Below are 20,137 nucleotides of genomic sequence, written 5' to 3'. Positions count from 1 at the left end.
AAAAGAAAGCGCTAAAGTGAAAAGGCGATGCCTGCCGGACGGCGGGCATCGCACAGAGAGCGGTCAGTAGGCACCGTCGCGGCGCAGTACCACGCCAGCGGTTTTAAACAGAATGGCAATATCGGTCCACAGCGCCCAGTTTTTTACATACCAGGAATCAAAATAGACGCGGGTGTCATAATCGATATCATTACGACCGCTTACCTGCCATAAACCGGTCATACCCGGTTTGGCCATCAGGTAGTAATCAACGTCACCGGCATAGCGCTCCAGTTCAGCTTCGATAACCGGACGCGGCCCTACCAGGCTCATCTCTCCGCGGATCACATTCCAGAGCTGCGGCAGCTCATCGAGGCTGGTTTTACGCAGGAAGCCGCCGATGCGGGTAACGCGCGGATCGTTTTTCAGCTTAAAGTCACGATCCCATTCTGCCCGCGCCTCTTCGCTGGTTGCCAGCAGCGCCTGCAGGACGTCCTGCGAGTTGGTGACCATAGAGCGAAACTTCAGGCATTTAAATTTGGCACCATCCTGACCTACGCGCTCATGACCATAGATAGCGTTACCGCCATCGCGTTTCACCATCCAGCAGAGCAGGCCAAATACCGGGGCGAGAAACAACAGCAGCAGCGACGCTACCACAATATCAAAGGTGCGCTTCAGGAAGCGCGATGAGCGCTTGGCCAGATTATTGCTGACGCGCAGAATCATCACTTCGTGACTGAAGATAAATGACATATCGGTACCGTAAAGCGGTACGCCACGCAGCGTCGGGATCACTGAGACAGAGCGGCATTTCATTCTGGAGAGAAACTTCAGCCAGTGATCGCGCACCGCCTGCTGTTCATATTCGGTCGCCACGATAAACTGCGTGTTATCGCGATCCATGGTCTGCCAGTTAATATCCTTGCGGGTGATAACCGGCACGCCGTTGAGTTTATCCGGGGTGTTTTCATCATCCAGTGAGATAAACGCCTGCACGTTATAACCAAGGATCTCTTCACTCTGCAGCGCGGCATAGGCTTCCAGGGCATTTTTGCCTGAGCCGATGATAATGGTCTCTTTCTGCCACTGTCCTGCACGGCTGATCGCCCGTTTTACCATTGCGCGCATCAGCGGCAGCAGCAGCAGCGCCCAGCTCCAGCTGAACACCCAGACCATGCGTGAAAAGTCCCATTTTGAAAAGGCAATCAGCGCCAGATCCAGCAGTGAAAAAACAAACAGCGTTTTAACCACTTCTTTCAGCTCAAACCAGAAAGGTTTGCGGTAGGTGTAGTGCCGCATCCGGACCCAGAACCAGGCGGTGCAGAGTACCGAGAGGCCAAGCTGCGCGATAAACCGGTACTCAATCTGCTGCGGCGGAATAAAGCTGTCCAGCTCTCCCCAAATCCCCTGGACGGTAGCCGCGGATAAAAACAGCGCCAGATTAAGTGCAATAAGATCGGAAAGACTTAATGCGACTTTAGCAATGAGATTTTTGCGCAGGCCGCTCCATGAGCGGCTTGCGTCATTCATTACAATTGTACTTGCCATAACACCCGCTCTCTTTTCTTAAGTAAAAGATGGCCTGACCAGAATCAAGTACGCGCTCAGGGTTAATGGCTGACAGGAAAAATAACGTTTGTTATCAGCACACTAACCATTAGTGATCACTCAAGCGCTGCACGGCAAGGGCCGGATAAGACGTGATACAAGTCACGAAAACAGCAGCAACGTTTACGAGTATGCAAGAGGAATCTGACGGAGTTAATATGGAATTACTCTTAAAAGGAAATTATTGACCTGAGGGACTATCAGCTATGTTATTGAAAACAGAGAGATGATGATGAAAAAGAGGACAAAAACAGCGTTTTTTTTCAGCAATTTTTAGGAATCACCGCCATACGCAGGTATGACGGTGTGGTGAGATCAGGCGGGGCGATTGAGTACCCAGCGATCCTGCTCTTTATCGTAGTGGCCAATTTTCAAATCGACAGGCTCGCCATCAATCCACGCCGGCACGCTGGTCTCATGATCCCAGCCATCAAGCTGATAGCTCAGGCCCGGGTTAGTCTGGCAGGGGATAGAGACGGTATCAGGTTTATCGCCTCCCATCTCCGCATCAACAATTTCATAGCGACCAATTTTGACTACCGTTCCCATTTTTTGCTCCCGTTTGCTGACTGATAAGTAAAATCATAGTCGCTGCTGACCGCTTCAGGGGCGCTAAAACCTCAGATTATTCTCGCTCTTCGCTGACGCGCACGCCGACTTTCATGATTTTATTATCCTCTTTTTCCGCGACGGTCCAGGTCAGCTGCTTCCACTCCACCTGGTCGCCTACCACCGGCGTGCTGCCGAGCAGGCTCATCACCAGCTGCCCCAGCGACTGTTGATCGCTGGTTTCATCATCCAGCTCCAGGCCATAAATCTGTGCCACGTCCCGCAGGCGTGCATCAGCGTCGAGGATAAAGTCGCCGAAAAAGCGCTGGTCAAGGGCCACCGGCGGCGTCTGACTGAACATTTTACCCAGCGCCGGTAAATCGCGCTCGCGGCCTATGACGCACAGTACATCACCCTCTTTTAGCCGGGTAGCGCCGCTGGGATGCATCAGCGTGTTATCGCGGAACAGCGCCGCAATGCGCGTTTCACGCGGCATTTTGAGATCGCGCAGCGCCGCGCCCACACACCATTTGTCGGCATTGAGCTGGTAGACAAACTGCTCCCACGGATTTTCCGGATGGATATCAAGCCCGATACGGCTGACAGGCGAGGCGAGCGGCGGAACAACCACTCTGGCGCGTTTCGCTGCGTAACCCAGCGACGTTCCCTGCAGCATCAGTGATACCAGCACCACAAAGAAAGCGATATTAAAATAGAGTCTGGCATTCTCCAGTCCCGCCATCATCGGAAACACGGCCAGGATGATCGGCACGGCGCCGCGCAGGCCGACCCAGCTGATAAAAATACGTTCCCGACCGGTGAATCCTTTGAAAGGCAGTAGTCCGACCAGTACCGAAAGCGGGCGGGCCACCAGAATCAGCCAGAGTGAGAGGATCATGGCCGGCAGGGCGATGTGCCACAAATCGGATGGCGTCACCAGCAGCCCCAGCACAATAAACATGCCGATCTGGCTGAGCCAGGCCATGCCATCAAACGTTTGCAGAATGCCGTGGCGGTTGCGGATAGGGCTGTTGCCCAGTAAAAAGCCACACAGATAGACCGCGAGGATCCCGCTGCCCTCCATCACCGTGGTCAGCGCGAATACGATAATGCCACCGCTAAGCGCCAGCAGCGGATAAAGCCCCTGAGCCAGGCTGATACGGTTAACCAGCTGCTGCAGCGCCCACCCGCCGCCGAGGCCAAAGACGATGCCCAGACCAAACTGCTGTACCAGATGTACCACAAACATCCAGCTCAGGCCGCTCTGACCCTGCTGGATCATATCAATCAGCGTGATGGTCAGAAATACCGCCATCGGGTCGTTGCTGCCCGATTCAATCTCCAGCGTAGAGCTGACGCGTTCGTTGAGGCCTTTATCACCCAGCAGAGAAAAAACCGCTGCTGCGTCCGTTGAGCCGATAATGGCGCCAATCAAAAATCCCTGCATCAGGTCGAGTTTAAACAGCCAGGCTGCAATCAAACCGGTCAGGCCGGCGGTGATCATGACGCCTACTGTTGCCAGCGACAGCGCCGGACCGAGCGCGACTTTCAGCGAGCTGGCTTTCGTGCGCATGCCGCCGTCCAGCAGAATAACCGCCAGCGCAAGGTTGGAGACCAGATAGGCTACCGGGTAGTTATCGAAGGCGATACCGCCGATGCCATCCACACCGGTCAGCATACCGAGCGCGAGAAAGATCACCAGAATGGGGATGCCAAGACGCGAGGAAAATGAGCTCAGTAAAATGCTTGCAGCGACCAGCACGGAACCAATAATAAAAAGACTGTAAATCATGCTGGTATTCAATAGCATTCTCCTGCAACCGGGGCAAAACTGACAAGCACGAACAATTCGTACAAATAAGTTCAAAAGATAATGCCTTATCAACGGCTTGTCAGCGCTTAATTTCCTGTTTTTTGTTTATGCGAGCTATGATGACATTAAACAGGAAAATCCTGCAACAGGCGGGTCGTTTTGCGGGTAAACAGGTCGTAATCAGATATAAAAAAGCCGGTCAGTGACCGGCTTACGATTCAGGCCTCGGCAGCCTGCTTGTGGAAAAGCTCCCGGAATACCGGGTAGATATCTTCAGGTTCACGAATATGCTGGATAGCAAAATTGTCAAACATAGCCTGTAAGTGTTCATATTCGCGCCACAGAGTCTGGTGGGCCCGCCGGGTGATCTCGATATAGCTGTAATAGCGTACCACCGGCAAAATATGCTTCGCCAGGATCTCGTGGCATAGCGGCGAATCATCTGCCCAGTTATCTCCGTCTGATGCCTGCGCCGCATAAATATTCCACTGGGACGGGTCATAACGTTCTTTGACCACCTCATCCATCAGCTTCAGCGCGCTGGAAACAATGGTGCCGCCGGTTTCCTGCGAGTAGAAGAACTCCTGTTCATCCACCTCTTTTGCCTGCGTATGGTGACGGATATACACCACTTCAACGTTTTTATAGGTACGACTCAGGAACAGGTAAAGCAGAATATAGAACCGTTTGGCCATATCTTTGGTGGCCTGATCCATAGAGCCGGAGACGTCCATCAGGCAGAACATCACCGCCTGACTGGAGGGTTCAGGACGTTTTTCAAAGTTTTTGTAGCGCAGATCGAAGGTGTCAATAAACGGCACCCGTTCAATACGCGCGCGCAGTTCAGCAATCTCATGACGCAGTCGATCTTCTTCAAGCAGCTGTGCCGGCTCGCTGTTTTCTACCTCATGCAGGGCAGCTTCCAGCTCATGCAGCATACGGCGCTTGCCTGCTGTCATAGCCGTACGTCGGGCGAGCGAGTTCTGTAATGAGCGTACCACGCTGATATTGGCCGGGACGCCGTTTGAGGTAAACCCGGCACGGTGCGTTTTAAACTCATTGAGCTGGCGATGCTGATTTTTGCGCAGGTTCGGCAGCGCCAGGTCTTCAAACAGTAAGTCGAGATACTCATCTTTCGATATCTGAAAGACAAACTCATCCTGCCCCTCACCATCCTGGCTGGCGTTGCCCTGACCACTGCCGCTGCCGCCCGCGCCGCCCTGAGGCCGCTCGACACGGTCATTTTGTACAAAGTGATCGTTGCCGGGATGAACACGATGGCGGCTTCCGCCGCGACCCTGATGAAATACGGGTTCATTGATGTCATCAATCGGGATCGACACCGACTCACCACTCTCTGTATCGGTTACCGAACGCTTGTTGATGGCCTCGGAAATCGACTGCTTGATTTGCGACTTATAACGGCGCAGAAAGCGCTGCCGGTTGACCGCACTCTTGTTTTTACCGTTGAGACGCCGATCGATAAAATAGGCCATGGTTTCCCCTCAACTGCAGTGTAAGCCAGGCCGGAAAGGGTTCCCCGGCCTGATTAACGGCACGCAAGGCGCCGGGCTTACGGATCGATTATGACGATTTACGCACGCGGAGATACCACTCGCAGAGCAGACGCACCTGTTTGCGGGTATAGCCTTTCTCCATCATACGGTCGACAAAATCATCATGTTTTTTCTGCTCATCGGTAGACGTTTTAGTATTGAACGAGATAACCGGCAGCAGCTCCTCAGTATTGGAGAACATTTTTTTCTCAATGACCGTGCGCAGTTTCTCATAGCTGGTCCAGTTTGGATTACGGCCGCTATTTTGCGCCCGGGCGCGAAGAACAAAGTTGACGATTTCATTACGGAAATCTTTTGGATTACTGATACCGGCTGGTTTCTCAATCTTCTCCAGTTCCGCATTAAGCGACTCACGGTCAAACAGTTGCCCGGTATCCGGATCGCGATACTCCTGATCCTGGATCCAGAAGTCGGCATAAGTGACATAGCGGTCAAAGATATTCTGACCATATTCAGAATAGGACTCCAGATAAGCGGTCTGGATCTCTTTACCGATAAACTCCGCATATTTCGGAATTAAATAACCCTTCAGATGCTCCAGATATTTCTCTGCCTGATCCTGCGGAAACTGCTCCCGCTCAATCTGCTGCTCCAGCACGTAAAAGAGGTGAACCGGGTTAGCCGCCACTTCAGTGTGATCAAAGTTGAACACGCGCGACAGAATTTTGAAGGCAAAACGGGTTGAGAGGCCATTCATCCCTTCGTCGACGCCCGCGTAGTCGTGATACTCCTGCCAGGATTTTGCTTTGGGATCGGTATCCTTCAGGCTTTCGCCGTCATACACCCGCATTTTCGAGTAGATGCTGGAGTTTTCCGGCTCTTTCATCCGCGACAGGATAGTGAAACGGGCCAGCGTTTCAAGTGTGCCAGGGGCGCAGGGCGCAGTGGTGAGATCGCTATGGTTAAGCAGCTTCTCGTAAATCTTGATCTCTTCTGAAACGCGCAGGCAGTAGGGCACCTTAACGATATAGACACGGTCGAGGAAGGCTTCATTATTCTTATTGTTGCGGAAGGTGACCCACTCCGATTCGTTGGAGTGCGCCAGAATAATGCCGTTAAAAGGCAGAGCGGAAATGCCTTCAGTACCGTTGTAGTTGCCTTCCTGCGTAGCAGTCAGCAGCGGGTGCAGCACCTTAATCGGCGCTTTGAACATCTCTACGAATTCCATGATGCCCTGGTTCGCGCGGCAGAGCGCACCAGAGTAACCATAGGCATCCGGATCGTTTTGCGCATGATTCTCAAGCTTGCGAATATCAACCTTACCTACCAGCGCGGAGATATCCTGGTTGTTTTCATCACCGGGTTCAGTTTTAGCGATAGCCAGCTGTTCCAGAATCGATGGCCATACTTTTACCACTTTAAAGCGGGTGATATCGCCACCAAACTCATGCAGACGTTTTGCTGCCCACGGCGACATAATGGTGCCAAGGTAACGCCGCGGTACGCCATACTCTTTCTCCAGAATATTGGCATCTTCCTGCGGGTTAAACAGGCACAGAGGATGATCGTTAACCGGGCTGCGTTCGCCATCGGCGCTCAGTACATAGATAGGCACGCGCTGCATCAGCGCTTTTAAACGTTCAGCGAGAGAGGATTTACCGCCGCCCACCGGACCGAGTAAATAGAGGATCTGCTTCTTCTCCTCCAGCCCCTGCGCCGCATGTTTCAGGTAAGAGACGATCTGTTCAATCGCTTCCTCCATACCGTAGAACTCTTCAAACGCCGGGTAACGGCCAATAACACGATTCGAGAAGATACGGGAAAGGCGTGGCTCCTGAGCGGTATCAACCATAACGGGCTCACCAATAGCCGTTAACAGTCGTTCTGCCGCATTGGCGTATGCACTGCGATCCTGCTTACAGATAGTAAGAAATTCCTGCAGTGTGAACTCTTCGTCCTTGGCAGCTTCATAACGCTGACGATAGTGATCGAATATATTCATAGCGATGCCCGTCCTGTTAGAATTGTTGGGAACAATAAGCGTAACCTTACAAACAGTGGTGCCAACCTCTCAATTTTAAGGATATAAATCTCTCTGCTTCTCTATTGTTATGAGCGTGTATCGGATAAAGATCAAGTAGTAAGTGGCGCAGGATTAAACGATTAGCGCACAAAAAACGCGCAAATTTCCGCATATTGTTTTAAGCCACGATCGTTTTGCGAAATATTCGCCTGTAAGGATGGGAGACGGCCTGTAAAGATGCCAACAACTCTGTTCGGTATAAGCTGCGTAAATTTCTGCAAGATGTGAAGAGTGGCAGAATTAGCCATTACGGTTAACAGCAGATTGCCTCTGTTGCAAAATATTCGCTAGACTGCAAAAGCAATTAGTGACTTAACAGGCAAAATATATAGTGAACACCTTTAAACTTTCTGCGCTTATGCTGCTGTCGCCCGCGCTGGTGACCGCATTTACTGCTCATGCTGACCCGCTGTCGCTGGGCGCCTCTGTTATCTATGCTCAATCGCCTTATCGTGGCGGACAGGATCGCTATCTGCCCGTACCGGTTATCAACTATGAAGGCGAAAACTTCTGGTTTCGCAGCCTGCAGGGCGGCTATTACCTGTGGAAAGACCCGCAGAATCAGCTGTCGCTGACGCTTCTCGGTTCGCCACAGCAGTATGACCCGGATGATAACGATCTTGGCGATATGAAATCTCTGGATAAGCGCCGGATGACGCTAATGGCGGGTGGCACCTATCGTCATGTTGCAGAGTGGGGGATCCTGCGCACGGCATTACTGGGTGATGTGCTGAATAACAGTAATGGCATCATCTGGGATCTGACGTATCTCTACCGCTTTGAGTTTGGCGCATTCAGCCTGACGCCCGGTATCGGGGCCCTGTGGAACAGCGCAAATCAAAACCGTTACTACTATGGCGTCTCTTCGCATGAGAGTGCCCGTAGCGGTATCGCCACCTACCGGCCCGATGACAGCTGGTCGCCCTATGTCGAGCTGAACGCCAGCTACCAGCTTACCCAAAACTGGAACGCCAGTTTTTCCGGGCGCTACACGCGCTTTGATGATGAGGTTAAAGACAGCCCGATGGTCGATAAAAACGGCCAGGTCACGCTCTGGACCGGCCTCAGCTACAGCTTCTGATGCACTATCCCAACGCCTGATATCAGGCGTTGTTTTTTTTATAGCCGTACCGCGCAGGAGGGATGATGCAAAACGTCTGGATCAATGGTGCTTCGCTGCCCGCTATCGGGCAGGGAACCTGGTATATGGGGGAAAACCCCGCGCTGCGTGCTCAGGAGATCGCTGCGCTGCAGGCGGGGCTTGCTGCCGGATTACAGGTGATAGATACGGCCGAAATGTACGCTGACGGGGAAGCTGAGAGAGTGGTGGGTGAAGCGCTGCAGGGACGACGTGATAGCGCCTGGCTGGTTTCCAAAGTCTATCCGTGGAACGCCAGCGAAGCTGATATCACCGGAGCCTGTGAGCGCAGCCTGCAGCGACTTAAAACCGACTACCTCGATCTTTATCTGCTGCACTGGCGCGGTAATATCCCGCTGGAGGAGACCCTTCGCGGCATGGAGAAGCTGGTGGCGCAGGGAAAGATACGCAGCTGGGGCGTATCAAATTTTGACAGCGATGATATGGAAGAGCTGTGGGCAGAAGAGGGCGGCTTCTCCTGCGCGACGAACCAGGTGCTGTATCATCTTGCATCCCGCGGCATTGAGCATACGCTGCTGCCGCTCTGCCAGCAGCGCGCCATGCCGGTAATGGCTTATTGCCCGCTGGCCCAGGCGGGGCGGCTGCGCCAGGCGCTGTTTGATAATGCGCAGCTGCTGGCGCTGGCACGGGATAAGCAGATTAGCGTGGCGCAGCTGCTGCTGAGCTGGGCGATCCGGCATGAGGGTCTCATAGCGATACCTAAAGCAGGCAGCGTCGCGCACGTTCAGGAAAACGCTGCGGCGCTGAACATCACGCTCAGCGCTGAAGAGATCGCGTTGCTCGACCAGCTGTTTCCTGCTCCGCAGCAGCGCGTGCCGCTGGATGTGGTTTAAGCTGGCTTAGCGCTGCGCACGCGTAAGGTTGTCCCCAGGCGGGCAGGTGTTTCGCCCGCGCTTTTTAGCGGCTTAGTGATGCGCGCCGTCTCGACGCAGACCATGCTCTTGTAGCCATCATTCGGCATATCCGCCATGCTGCAGGAGAGTTCAGGACCCGGGTTCCAGGTGACAACGTCACTTTGATAGTGATGATAAACTTCAATCTGCCTGCCGCCGCTGCTGTCTTTGATCACGCTGCACTCGTCAGGCGCAGTATAAATACGGTCAATCCGTCCCGGGTAGCGCTGTACGCCGCTACTGTTTTCACCCGGTGAGTTATCCGCCACTTTATCGATAAACGTCTTACCCAGCCCGCTGACTGCGGTCTCAGCGATATCCGCTACGCTAAAATAAGCATGCAGCGCGGCTGTCGCGTCGAAATCGCCCCAGGCTTCAAGTTCAATCTCGCACTGATCGGCCAGCCGGAAACGGGCCAGCAGCGTAAAGTCGTGAGGCCAGAGCTTTTTGGTCTGGCTGTTACTTTCCAGCGTAAAGGTCAGCATGACGGCATCGTCATTTTCATCGTGTGCTGTCAGCCTCCATGGCTGGGTGCGGGCAAATCCGTGAGCCGGTTCACCGGCAGGGCCAAACCACGGCCAGCAGATCGGCACGCCGCCGCGAATCGCTTTACCTGCTTTAAACGCACTTTTATCACTCAGCCAGAGAACAGGCTGCTGACCGCTGGGCTGCCAGGCGAGCAGATGCGCGCCCTGAAGCGCGATAGCCGCACGAACTTTCGGATGACTGATAACCACGACCGGCAGATCATCCTGCTGACGCAGCGACAGGTAAGGGGTTATCTGCTCTGTCACAGGCAGTGTAAAAAGCGTATTTGGCATCGTTCAGCCTCTGTTTATCTGGTCGAAAAAAAAGGGCGACCGAAGTCACCCTTATTGATATAGCCTGGTCGCTTATTTAGCAGCAACCAGAGCAATCAGGTCGAGAACCTTGTTGGAATAACCGGTTTCGTTATCGTACCAGGAAACCAGTTTCACAAAGTTATCATTCAGCGCGATACCTGCTTTGGCATCGAATACTGAAGTCAGTACTTCGCCGTTGAAGTCAGTAGAAACCACGTCATCTTCAACATAGCCCAGTACATCTTTCATTTCGCCTTCTGAAGCCGCTTTGATAGCTTCACAGATCTCTTTGTAGGTCGCTGCTTTTTCCAGACGAACGGTCAGGTCAACCACAGAGACGTTAGGCGTAGGAACGCGGAAAGCCATACCGGTCAGTTTACCGTTCAGCTCTGGCAGTACTTTACCAACCGCTTTTGCTGCGCCAGTAGACGATGGGATGATGTTCTGTGCTGCACCGCGGCCGCCGCGCCAGTCTTTATGTGACGGACCATCAACGGTTTTCTGGGTAGCAGTGGTGGCGTGAACGGTGGTCATCAGGCCTTCAACGATACCGAATTTATCGTTGATGACTTTTGCCAGCGGTGCCAGGCAGTTGGTGGTGCAGGATGCGTTAGACACGATATCCTGGCCAGCATATTTATCAAAGTTGGCACCGCGTACAAACATCGGGGTGTCATCTTTAGATGGACCGGTCAGAACCACTTTCTTTGCACCGGCAGAGATATGCTTACGTGCGGTTTCGTCAGTCAGGAAGATCCCGGTTGCTTCAGCAACAACGTCAACGCCTGCTTCGTCCCACTTGAGGTTAGCCGGGTCTCTCTCAGCGGTAACACGGATTTTTTTGCCGTTAACAATCAGCGCGCCATCCTGTACTTCTACGGTGCCGTCAAAACGACCATGGGTAGAATCGTACTTCAGCATGTAAGCCATGTAATCGGCGTCGAGCAGATCGTTGATCGCGACGATTTCGATGTCTGAACGCTGCTGAGCAGCACGGAAAACGATGCGACCGATACGGCCAAAACCGTTGATACCTACTTTGATAGTCATATATTCCACCAGCTATTTGTTAGTGAATAAAAGGTTGGCTGTAAAATTACAAAAACCTTACCAGGCGTCAAGCGGAATCGTGTCAATTGTTGCGACAGGTCAATTCCAACGCCAGGAATAATCTGTATTGCAACCGCTTGCGCGCCGATTTTACAGCGCGTCTATCTTACGCTGATTAGCGTGTGAAAAGGGAAGTTTGTCACAAAGAGTGATCGTCATCACAAAACCACGCTGCAGCGACCAGGGCAGAAAAGTTCGCACAAAAAAACGTCGGGCAATGTTGTCCGTTTGTTAGAATAGTAGCTGATTTCTACAGAAAGATACTCTGGAAGCAAAAATGGCAAAAGATACCGCATCTGAAGCAAAAATCGGCCAGCTGTCGGAAATGCAGCGCTACGTCACGCAGCATCGGGGTACCGAACCACCCTTTACCGGCGCGCTGTTGCACAACAAGCAGGAGGGCATTTATCACTGTCTGGTCTGTCAGGCACCGCTGTTTCTGTCAGAAAGCAAATATGATTCAGGCTGTGGCTGGCCCAGTTTCTACCAGCCGGTCAGCGATGAGGCGATACGCTACCTGGAAGATGACTCGCACGGCATGCACCGGGTTGAGATCCGCTGCGGCAGCTGTGACGCGCATCTGGGGCATGTTTTTCCGGATGGCCCGCAGCCTACCGGTGAGCGCTATTGCGTTAACTCCGCCTCGCTGAGCTTTACTGACGAACAGGGCAAACAGCAGGAGGGATAGAATGAATCAGGAACTGAATGCGATGCTGGAAGCGATGACGCCTGAGATCTATGCACGTCTGGCAACCGCCGTTGAGACGGGTAAATGGCCTGATGGTGTTGCATTAACGCAGGAGCAGCGCGAGCACTGTCTGCAGCTGGTCATGCTGTGGCAGGCGCGTCATAACGACTCACCTCAGCATATGAGCATTGCCAAAGGGGGAGATATTGTGACGAAATCTAAAAAGCAGCTGAAAGAAGAGTTTGGCATCGAGCCGGATGTCACGCGCATCAATCTGCACTAAGAAAACAGGCTGGAATGTCCAGCCTGTTTTTCAGATTATTTCCGCACCCTGCGCCTGCATTTGCGCCAGCGCAATGTCACTGTCTTCCGGATTGAGATTCACGCCGCGGCAGCCCTCTTTAACGACCTGAACGTGATACCCGAGCTCCAGCGCATCCAGCACGCTATATTTCACACAGTAGTCAGTCGCAATCCCCAGCATAACCAGATGCGTGATATCGCGTTCGCGCAGCCAGTTATCCAGTTCAGTTTTGCGCAGGTGTCCGTTATCGAAAAAGGCGCTGTAACTGTCGACATCAACGTCTCCACCTTTGTGAAATACGGCGTCAATCAGGGAGCGATCGAGGTCGGGATGAAAATCTGCACCCGGGCTGTTTTCGATACCGTGGTCCGGCCACCAGATTTGCGCCAGCCCGTTAAGCTCACCCAGCGTGTAGACAGGCTCACCGGACACTGAGGCAAAGCTGCCATGATTTGCCGGATGCCAGTCCTGCAGGGCCACAACACATTCGCCGCGCTGGCGAAACTCACGCGCATAGCGATTCGCTACCGCCACAGTCTGATCGCCTTCGCGCACGGCCATCGGACCGCCGGGGCAAAAATCATTCTGGATATCGATAATTACCAATGCCCGCTTCATATCATTTTGCTCCGTTCAGTCTTCAGTCAGTTCGCCACGTAAGTTCTGCTGCATTCTGGCACGAATTTCATCGGGGCTAAGGTCCTGACTCAATAAATAGTGCAGTTTTGTCAACGTAGCCTCAACGGTGAGATCAAAACCGCTGATCACGCCAGCATGCTCCAGCGCATTGCCGGTGGCATAGCCGCCCATATTTACTTTGCCGGACATGCACTGCGTCAGGTTAACCACGATAATTCCGCGCTCGCTCGCCTGCTGCAGCTCATGCAGGAACTCCGCATTTTGCGGCGCATTGCCCACGCCATAAGAGCGCAGAATCAGCGCCTTAACCGGCTGGCGCAGGAAGTTGCGCACCACGTCTGCAGAGATACCCGGATAAATGGTGACCACGCCAATAGGCTGCGGGGTAATGGGATGAACTACCAGCTCGCCCGTCTGCTGTGGCGCGGGAGAGGTGTTCAGACGGCGGATATGGATACCCGCTTCCAGCAGCGGCGACAGATTTGGCGAGGCGAAGGCGTTAAAGCCGTCGGCGTGCGCTTTGGTGGTACGGTTGCCGCGGAACAGGGTGTTATTGAAAAACAGTGCCACTTCATTGATCGGATAGTTAGCCGCCACGTAGAGGGAGTTCAGCAGATTTTGCTGACCGTCAGAGCGCAGTTCCGCCAGCGGGATCTGCGATCCGGTGACGATGACCGGTTTTGCCAGATTTTCCAGCATGAAGGAGAGAGCCGATGCGGTGAAAGCCATGGTATCGGTTCCATGCAGAATAACAAAACCGTCATAGGCGTCATAATTCTGGCGGATATCATCTGCGATTGCCTGCCAGTCCTGCGGCGTCATATCAGAGGAGTCGATAAGCGGGGCGTATTCATGAATCGTAAAATCCGGCATCTCCGGCCGGTGAAACTCAGGCATATTGGCCAGCTGCTGCTGAAGGTGGCCTGATACCGGTACATAGCCCTGCGCAGAGCGCTGCATCCCGATAGTACCGCCCGTGTAGGCTACATAGATATTTTTCTTTTGCATGAGTGTACTCAGACTTGCCGTAAAACGCGCAGTATAAGGGGATTGACAGGGAAAAGCAGCCCGACCAGCGGCCGGGCTGTAAAATTAGCGAACGCTGCCGCAATTCAGACAAAAGGCGTAACGATTTTGCGGATCGTTAAGCTTACCGAGCAGGCCCGGCTGCGACTGCATGGCGCTGACAACATCCTGCACCGGTGCGGGCAGCCAGATTTTCAGCGCGTCGGGCAGTACCGCCTGCGCCGAGGCGTTCATCTGATTAAGCAGCAGATCAAGCATACCGGGTTCATCCTGATACCAGTTCAGCGCAGGCTGTTTCACGCTGGCCAGCGAGGCAGCTTTCGCCACGGCGTCATCAAAATCACCCAGCGCGTCAACCAGACCATTGCCTTTGGCATCGCTGCCGGTCCAGACATGGCCCTGTGCAATCGCATCAATCTGCTCAGGTGTCTTATGGCGCGACGCAGCGACCAGACCGATGAAATTGCGATAGCCATTCTCAATCGTCAGCTGCATCAGCTGCTGTACCTCTGCAGGCAGCGTTTTGGTGGTAGCCACATCAGCGAGCGGTGAGGTGGCTACGCCATCCGTATGTACACCGATTGCGTCCAGGCTGTTTTCGACCGTATTAATCACGCCAAAAATGCCAATTGAACCGGTCAGCGTAGAAGGCGCGGCGATGATGTAATCTGCCGGCGTTGAAATCCAGTAACCTCCCGATGCGGCCATGCCTCCCATGGAGACCACCACCGGCTTACCGGCTTCATGCGCGGCGGCCAGCTCTTCACGAATCGCTTCCGATGCGGTGACGCTGCCGCCCGGGCTGTTTACCCGCAGCACGATAGCTTTAATGGCGGGATCGAGGCGTGCTTCACGGATCTGTGCGGCCGTCGTATCACCGCCGACATTGCCTGCGCTCTCTTCTCCATCCATGATCGCACCGCTGGCGAGGATCACCGCGATGTTGCCTTTTTGCTGCGCTGGCTGTTTCAGACGGTAGTCATAGATGCTGACATAGCGGTAGTCATTATTCGCTTTGTCCCAGCCAAAGGTTTTCGCCAGCGCCTGGTCAGCCGCCGCGCGTGAGCTCAGCGTATCCACCAGTTTGTTATTCAGCGCATATTTAGCGGTGTCACCCTGTACCGCCTCCAGTCCGCTGATCACGCCTGCCGCACCGGGAAAGAGCTGCTCTGGCGTAATCTGACGGTTGGCCGACACCGTATTGAGATAATTTTGCCATAGCTGAGTGATCCAGCGGCTGTCCGCATCGCGTGCATCCGGTGACATATTGTCGCGCAGGAACGGTTCAACGGCTGACTTATAGGTGCCTACGCGGAAAACGTGGGAAGAGACCTTCAGCTTTTCCAGCAGCGTTTTGTAATAGAGGCCGTTGGTCGCAAAGCCGTGCAGGTCAACCGTACCCTGAGGGGAGAGCCAGATTTTATTCGCGAAGCTGGCCAGGTAATACTGCGCCTGACTGTAGCTGTCACCCAGCGCATAAACCGGTTTACCGCTGTCGCGAAACTCCCGCAGCGCTTTACCGACATACTGCAGAGAGGGCTGATCGCCACCGGCAAAATCGCGCAGATCCAGCACGATACCGGTGATATTGCTGTCAGTTTTAGCCTGACGAATCGCATCAACCACATCAAACAAGGAGTTTTCCTGCAGGCGATCGCTGTTCGCGCCCAGCAGCTGACGGCTGATGCGGCTCAGACGGTTACTCACTGAAGGTTTATCCACCAGCATACCGCTAAGATCAACTTTTAATGCTCCCTGCTGGACTGGTTCACTGTTGCCGGCGCTCGACAGCTGCAGCCAGATGCCGACACCGGCCAGGATCAGGACAATCAGAAACAGGTTAAGGATAAATTCCCGGATAAAATTCAGAACCCGCCAGCTCCAGCGGAACAGACCGGTAATCATTCGCCACAATGTGCGCATAAACTCTCCATATTCACGTAGCCAGGGCCGTCAGCAGGCGTGCGGACCCCGATATCGGCATCATCCTAAAGAGCAGAGGCTGAAAAGTCAGCAGGAATTCGCACCAGACTGTTACAAAAGATCGCGCTGTGCCAGGATTAGCACATCATCAAAAGGCACAGGAGAACCCTTATGGATGCACTGGAGTTATTAACCAATCGCCGCTCAGCTTCGCGACTGACTGAACCCGCTCCGGCAGGTGAGGTGCTGCAAAATATTCTGCATGCCGGTATGCGGGCACCCGACCACGGTACGCTGCGCCCGTGGCGTTTCGTTATTGCGGAGAATGAGGGACGGGACCGGCTAAGCCGCGTGCTGGAGCAGGCCGCCCGCGAGAGCGCGCTGGATGAAAAAGCCATCGCGAAAGCGGCGGCGGCGCCGTTTCGTGCGCCCATGGTGATAACGGTAATTGCAGACTACAAGCCCTCTGAAAAAGTGCCGCAGTGGGAGCAGGTTGTCTCTGCGGGCTGTGCCGTTATGGCGATGCAGATGGCCGCGCTGGCTCAGGGGTATAACGGCATCTGGCGCAGTGGCCCCTGGACCGACCATCCTCACGTGCGGGCGGCGTTCAACTGCAAAGAAAAAGATGCCATTGTGGGCTTTCTCTATCTCGGCACGCCGCAGCTTAAAGCCAGCACCACGGTTGTCGCACCGGATACCACAGAGTTTGTCTCCTGGTTTTGATTCTCTCGCCTGCAATCTGGCAGAATTGCAGGCGTCGTGCGCAAAAGCGCCGCATCCGTGCAGAGAAAGCTTACCTCCAGCAGACCGCCAGGCTACCATCGTTTCACTGTTTTCGTTAAAGCTAAAAGAAAGGATTTGCGCCTTCCATGCGTCTATTTATTGCTGAAAAACCGAGCCTGGCGCGCGCCATCGCAGATGTTTTGCCAAAGCCGCATCGCCGCGGAGAGGGCTATATCGCCTGCGGCAACGATCAGGTGGTGACCTGGTGCGTCGGGCATTTGCTGGAGCAGGCGCAGCCTGATAGCTACGACAGCCGCTATGCCCGCTGGAACCTGGCCGATCTGCCTATTATTCCTGAAAAGTGGCGTCTGCAGCCGCGCCCCTCGGTAGCGAAACAGCTGAAAGCCATAGAAGGCTTACTGCAGCAGGCCAGCGAAATTGTGCACGCCGGCGATCCGGATCGCGAAGGTCAGCTGCTGGTGGATGAGGTGCTGGACTATCTGCAGCTGCCGGCCGGAAAGCGCCAGCGGGTGCAGCGCTGCCTGATCAACGATCTTAATCCGGCGGCCGTTGAGCGTGCGGTGAGCCGGCTGCGCGAAAACCGCGAATTCATCCCGCTTTGCGTCTCAGCGCTGGCGCGTTCACGCGCTGACTGGCTGTATGGCATTAATATGACGCGCGCCTGGACCCTGCTGGGGCGTAACGCCGGCTATGATGGCGTTCTGTCGGTGGGACGCGTGCAGACGCCGGTGCTCGGGCTGGTCGTGCGGCGGGATGAAGAGATTGAGCACTTTGTGCCCAAAGACTATTTCGAAGTGAAAGCGCATGTCGTCACGCCAAAAGAGGAGCGCTTCGTTGCCAGTTGGGTGCCAAGCGACGCCTGTGAGCCCTGGCAGGATGAAGAGGGGCGCGTCCTGCACCGGCCGCTGGCAGAGCATGTGCTGGCGCGTATTCAGGGACAGCCCGCACAGGTGACCGGCTATAACGACAGGCGTGAATCGGAAACCGCACCGCTGCCGTTTTCGCTCTCCAGCCTGCAGATTGAAGCCGCAAAGCGTTACGGGCTGAGCGCGCAGAGCGTGCTGGACTGCTGTCAGCGCCTCTATGAGACGCATAAGCTTATTACTTATCCGCGTTCGGATAGCCGCTATCTCCCTGATGAGCACTACGCCGGTCGTCATGCGGTGCTGAAAGCGATCGCTGTGCATCAGCCCGATCTCACGCCACCTGCTGACTTCAATACGGAACAGAAAAACCGCTGCTGGGACGATAAAAAGGTCGATGCGCATCACGCTATCATTCCCACCGCGCGTACCGGCAAAGTCGCACTCAGCGACAATGAGGCCCGGATCTATGCGCTGATTGCCCGGCAATATCTGATGCAGTTCTGCCCGGATGCGCAGTTCCGCAAATGCGTTATCGATCTGGGGATCGGTGGTGGCCGGTTTGTTGCAAAAGCGCGGTTTCTGGCGGAAGCGGGGTGGCGCGCGCTGCTCGGGAATAAAGAGCGTGACGAAGAGAATGACGGCACGCCGCTGCCGGTCGTCGCTAAAGGCGATACCCTGCTGTGCGAGCGCGGTGAACTGCTGGAGAAGCAGACCCAGCCGCCGCGGCCGTTTACTGATGCCACGCTGTTATCCGCCATGACCGGCATTGCGCGCTTTGTGCAGGATAAAGAATTAAAGAAAGTGCTGCGTGCGACCGATGGTTTAGGAACGGAGGCGACGCGGGCCGGCATTATTGAACTGCTGTTTCGCCGCACCTTCCTGGTTAAAAAAGGGCGCTATATCCACTCAACGGAGGCGGGCAGAGCCCTGATCCATGCGCTGCCGGAAATGGCGGCGCGGCCGGATATGACGGCGCAGTGGGAGTCAACCCTGACGCGCATTAGCGAAAAAAGCTGCCGCTATGATGAGTTTATGCAGCCGCTGGTGTCAACGCTGACCACGCTGATTGGCGAGGCGCGGCAGCGACCTTCTTTGCAGGCGTTCAAAGGGCTGGCCGCCGCTTCGCCAGCGCGCGCGAAAGCCAAAAAACAGCGGCGAAAGCCAAAGGAGACGCAATGAGCGGGTATACAACAGGAGTGGCGCTGGCGCTGCTGGTCTGCAGCACTACGGCGCTGGCAAACCGGATGCCGGAGCCGGGGCGGACGGGTAATACGGATGTGGTGGTGGATATGCCGGCGGAAGTCTGGACGCAGGGCCAGAATCGTCAGCAAAACAGCTGCCTTCAGTGCTGCATTTATGAAAACCGCAGCTATTCAGAAGGCGCAGTGGTTAAGGCCGAAGGGGTACTGCTGCAGTGCTCGCGGGATGAAAAGGTGCTGGGGACCAATCCGCTGCTGTGGAAAATCATTAAATAGTTAAGCGTGGCGCGCCGGCGCCACGCCTGACGTTTACAGATCGAATGTCGCCCAGACGGGAGCATGGTCAGAAGGTTTTTCCATGCCGCGAATGGCGTAATCGATACCGGCATCGACGCAGCGCGCGGCCAGCGGCTGACTGGCCAGCAGCAGATCGATGCGCAGTCCGCGGTTGTCATCAAATCCGCGCGAGCGGTAGTCGAACCAGGAAAAGCGATCGTTTGTCGTCGGGTTTCTGGCGCGCCAGGTATCGGTAAGACCCCACTTCAGCAGCCGATCCATCCACTCACGCTCTTCCGGCAGAAACGAGCATTTTCCGGTACGCAGCCAGCGCTTGCGGCTCTCCTCACCAATCCCGATATCCAGGTCAGTGGCGCTGATATTCATGTCGCCCATGATCAGCACCGGCTTGTCAGCGGCAGCGTGCTCCATCAGATAGCTCTGCAGATCGCGGTAGAATTTCTCTTTAGCCGGGAATTTAAGCGGGTGGTCGCGGCTTTCACCCTGCGGGAAATAGCCGTTGATAACGGTGATGTTACCTGCCGGGCTCGGTATCTCCGCCATAATCAGGCGTCGCTGGGCGTCAGCGTCATCGCCCGGAAAACCGCGCATGACCCGTACCGGTGCGTTTTTGGTAAGTAGCGCGACGCCGTAGTGACCTTTTTGCCCATGATAGAAGACGTGGTAGCCGAGCTGGCTGACCTCTTCCAGTGGGAACATCTCATCGTGAACCTTGGTTTCCTGCAGGCCGATAACCTCAGGCTGATGCTGTTCCACCAGCGCGGCCAGCTGATGAGGGCGGGCGCGCAACCCGTTGATGTTGAATGAAACAAATTTCATATCGCTGCCATTTTAATAACCTGTATGCGGCGCGATGGTAACGGCTTTTTGGCAAAAAGTCATGCCCGAAGCAGAG

At 54.6% G+C, this 20,137-nt stretch carries 18 protein-coding genes; 7 read left to right on the top strand and 11 right to left on the bottom strand.

All coding sequences use genetic code 11. The features are described 5' to 3' along the window. Positions 1-63: 63 nt before the first annotated feature. The 5 genes from wbaP to yeaG form a co-directional block, all read right to left on the bottom strand. Positions 64-1,530: an undecaprenyl-phosphate galactose phosphotransferase WbaP gene (gene wbaP, locus B4056_RS15375; RefSeq protein WP_094111088.1), complete on the bottom strand. Its 1,467-nt coding sequence runs from the start codon at positions 1,528-1,530 to the stop codon at positions 64-66. Positions 1,531-1,905: 375 nt separating this feature from the next. Further along, positions 1,906-2,139: a DUF1480 family protein gene (locus B4056_RS15370; protein ID WP_039384706.1), complete on the bottom strand. Its 234-nt coding sequence runs from the start codon at positions 2,137-2,139 to the stop codon at positions 1,906-1,908. Positions 2,140-2,215: 76 nt separating this feature from the next. Then, positions 2,216-3,943, bottom strand: a complete 1,728-nt coding sequence (locus B4056_RS15365; RefSeq protein WP_039384705.1) for a potassium/proton antiporter — start codon at positions 3,941-3,943, stop codon at positions 2,216-2,218. Positions 3,944-4,170: 227 nt separating this feature from the next. Beyond that, the gene (locus B4056_RS15360) at positions 4,171-5,448 is read right to left on the bottom strand and encodes a YeaH/YhbH family protein (RefSeq protein ID WP_039384703.1); all 1,278 of its coding nucleotides are present in this window, start codon (positions 5,446-5,448) and stop codon (positions 4,171-4,173) included. Between the two features lie 88 nt (positions 5,449-5,536). Beyond that, the gene (gene yeaG, locus B4056_RS15355; protein WP_065649162.1) at positions 5,537-7,471 is read right to left on the bottom strand and encodes a protein kinase YeaG; all 1,935 of its coding nucleotides are present in this window, start codon (positions 7,469-7,471) and stop codon (positions 5,537-5,539) included. A gap of 412 nt (positions 7,472-7,883) precedes the next feature. Between yeaG and B4056_RS15350 the strand changes: the two genes are divergently transcribed. Beyond that, complete coding sequence (locus tag B4056_RS15350; RefSeq protein WP_094111089.1) at positions 7,884-8,633, top strand: MipA/OmpV family protein; 750 nt, start codon at positions 7,884-7,886, stop codon at positions 8,631-8,633. A 62-nt stretch (positions 8,634-8,695) separates the two neighbouring features. Next, a complete protein-coding gene (locus tag B4056_RS15345; RefSeq protein ID WP_369826775.1) occupies positions 8,696-9,544 on the top strand; it encodes an aldo/keto reductase in 849 nt (282 codons plus the stop codon). Here the strand turns inward: B4056_RS15345 and B4056_RS15340 are convergent. Together B4056_RS15340 and gapA are read right to left on the bottom strand one after the other, a co-directional pair. Next, positions 9,541-10,425: a D-hexose-6-phosphate mutarotase gene (locus tag B4056_RS15340; RefSeq protein ID WP_150034356.1), complete on the bottom strand. Its 885-nt coding sequence runs from the start codon at positions 10,423-10,425 to the stop codon at positions 9,541-9,543. The genes B4056_RS15345 and B4056_RS15340 overlap by 4 nt on opposite strands. Positions 10,426-10,497: 72 nt before the next feature. Then, positions 10,498-11,496 (bottom strand): glyceraldehyde-3-phosphate dehydrogenase, encoded by a 999-nt coding sequence (gene gapA, locus B4056_RS15335; protein ID WP_039384694.1) that lies wholly within the window; start codon positions 11,494-11,496, stop codon positions 10,498-10,500. A gap of 337 nt (positions 11,497-11,833) precedes the next feature. Between gapA and msrB the strand changes: the two genes are divergently transcribed. Together msrB and B4056_RS15325 are read left to right on the top strand one after the other, a co-directional pair. Continuing rightward, a complete protein-coding gene (gene msrB, locus B4056_RS15330) occupies positions 11,834-12,244 on the top strand; it encodes a peptide-methionine (R)-S-oxide reductase MsrB (protein WP_094111092.1) in 411 nt (136 codons plus the stop codon). 1 nt (position 12,245) lies between these two features. Beyond that, complete coding sequence (locus tag B4056_RS15325; RefSeq protein ID WP_094111093.1) at positions 12,246-12,527, top strand: YeaC family protein; 282 nt, start codon at positions 12,246-12,248, stop codon at positions 12,525-12,527. Between the two features lie 30 nt (positions 12,528-12,557). Here the strand turns inward: B4056_RS15325 and pncA are convergent, their stop codons facing one another. The 3 genes from pncA to sppA all read right to left on the bottom strand — a co-directional run bounded on the left by pncA (position 12,558) and on the right by sppA (position 16,136). Next, positions 12,558-13,166, bottom strand: a complete 609-nt coding sequence (pncA, locus tag B4056_RS15320; protein WP_288655206.1) for a bifunctional nicotinamidase/pyrazinamidase — start codon at positions 13,164-13,166, stop codon at positions 12,558-12,560. Positions 13,167-13,181: 15 nt separating this feature from the next. After that, a complete protein-coding gene (gene ansA, locus B4056_RS15315) occupies positions 13,182-14,195 on the bottom strand; it encodes an asparaginase (protein ID WP_039384688.1) in 1,014 nt (337 codons plus the stop codon). 84 nt (positions 14,196-14,279) lie between these two features. Then, positions 14,280-16,136 carry a signal peptide peptidase SppA gene (gene sppA, locus B4056_RS15310; RefSeq protein ID WP_108569370.1) on the bottom strand — a complete coding sequence of 619 codons (1,857 nt, stop codon included), beginning with the start codon at positions 16,134-16,136 and terminating at the stop codon, positions 14,280-14,282. 171 nt (positions 16,137-16,307) lie between these two features. Here sppA and B4056_RS15305 point away from each other — a divergent pair, with 171 nt between their 5' ends. The 3 genes from B4056_RS15305 (at position 16,308) to B4056_RS15295 (ending at position 19,221) form a co-directional block, all read left to right on the top strand. Then, the gene (locus B4056_RS15305; protein WP_039384682.1) at positions 16,308-16,859 is read left to right on the top strand and encodes an NAD(P)H nitroreductase; all 552 of its coding nucleotides are present in this window, start codon (positions 16,308-16,310) and stop codon (positions 16,857-16,859) included. A gap of 146 nt (positions 16,860-17,005) precedes the next feature. Beyond that, positions 17,006-18,925, top strand: coding sequence for a DNA topoisomerase III (locus B4056_RS15300; RefSeq protein WP_113655167.1), 1,920 nt, complete (start codon positions 17,006-17,008; stop codon positions 18,923-18,925). Beyond that, a complete protein-coding gene (locus tag B4056_RS15295; RefSeq protein ID WP_094111095.1) occupies positions 18,922-19,221 on the top strand; it encodes a YnjH family protein in 300 nt (99 codons plus the stop codon). The genes B4056_RS15300 and B4056_RS15295 overlap by 4 nt, the downstream gene beginning before the upstream one ends. 33 nt (positions 19,222-19,254) lie before the next feature. Here B4056_RS15295 and xthA read toward each other — a convergent pair whose 3' ends face one another. Beyond that, positions 19,255-20,061 carry an exodeoxyribonuclease III gene (gene xthA / locus B4056_RS15290; protein ID WP_094111096.1) on the bottom strand — a complete coding sequence of 269 codons (807 nt, stop codon included), beginning with the start codon at positions 20,059-20,061 and terminating at the stop codon, positions 19,255-19,257. Positions 20,062-20,137: the final 76 nt, after the last annotated feature.

Source organism: Pantoea sp. UBA7232 (assembly GCF_002473195.1).
Lineage (GTDB): Bacteria > Pseudomonadota > Gammaproteobacteria > Enterobacterales > Enterobacteriaceae > Pantoea > Pantoea eucrina.
This window is presented reverse-complemented; position numbering and strand designations above follow the sequence as displayed.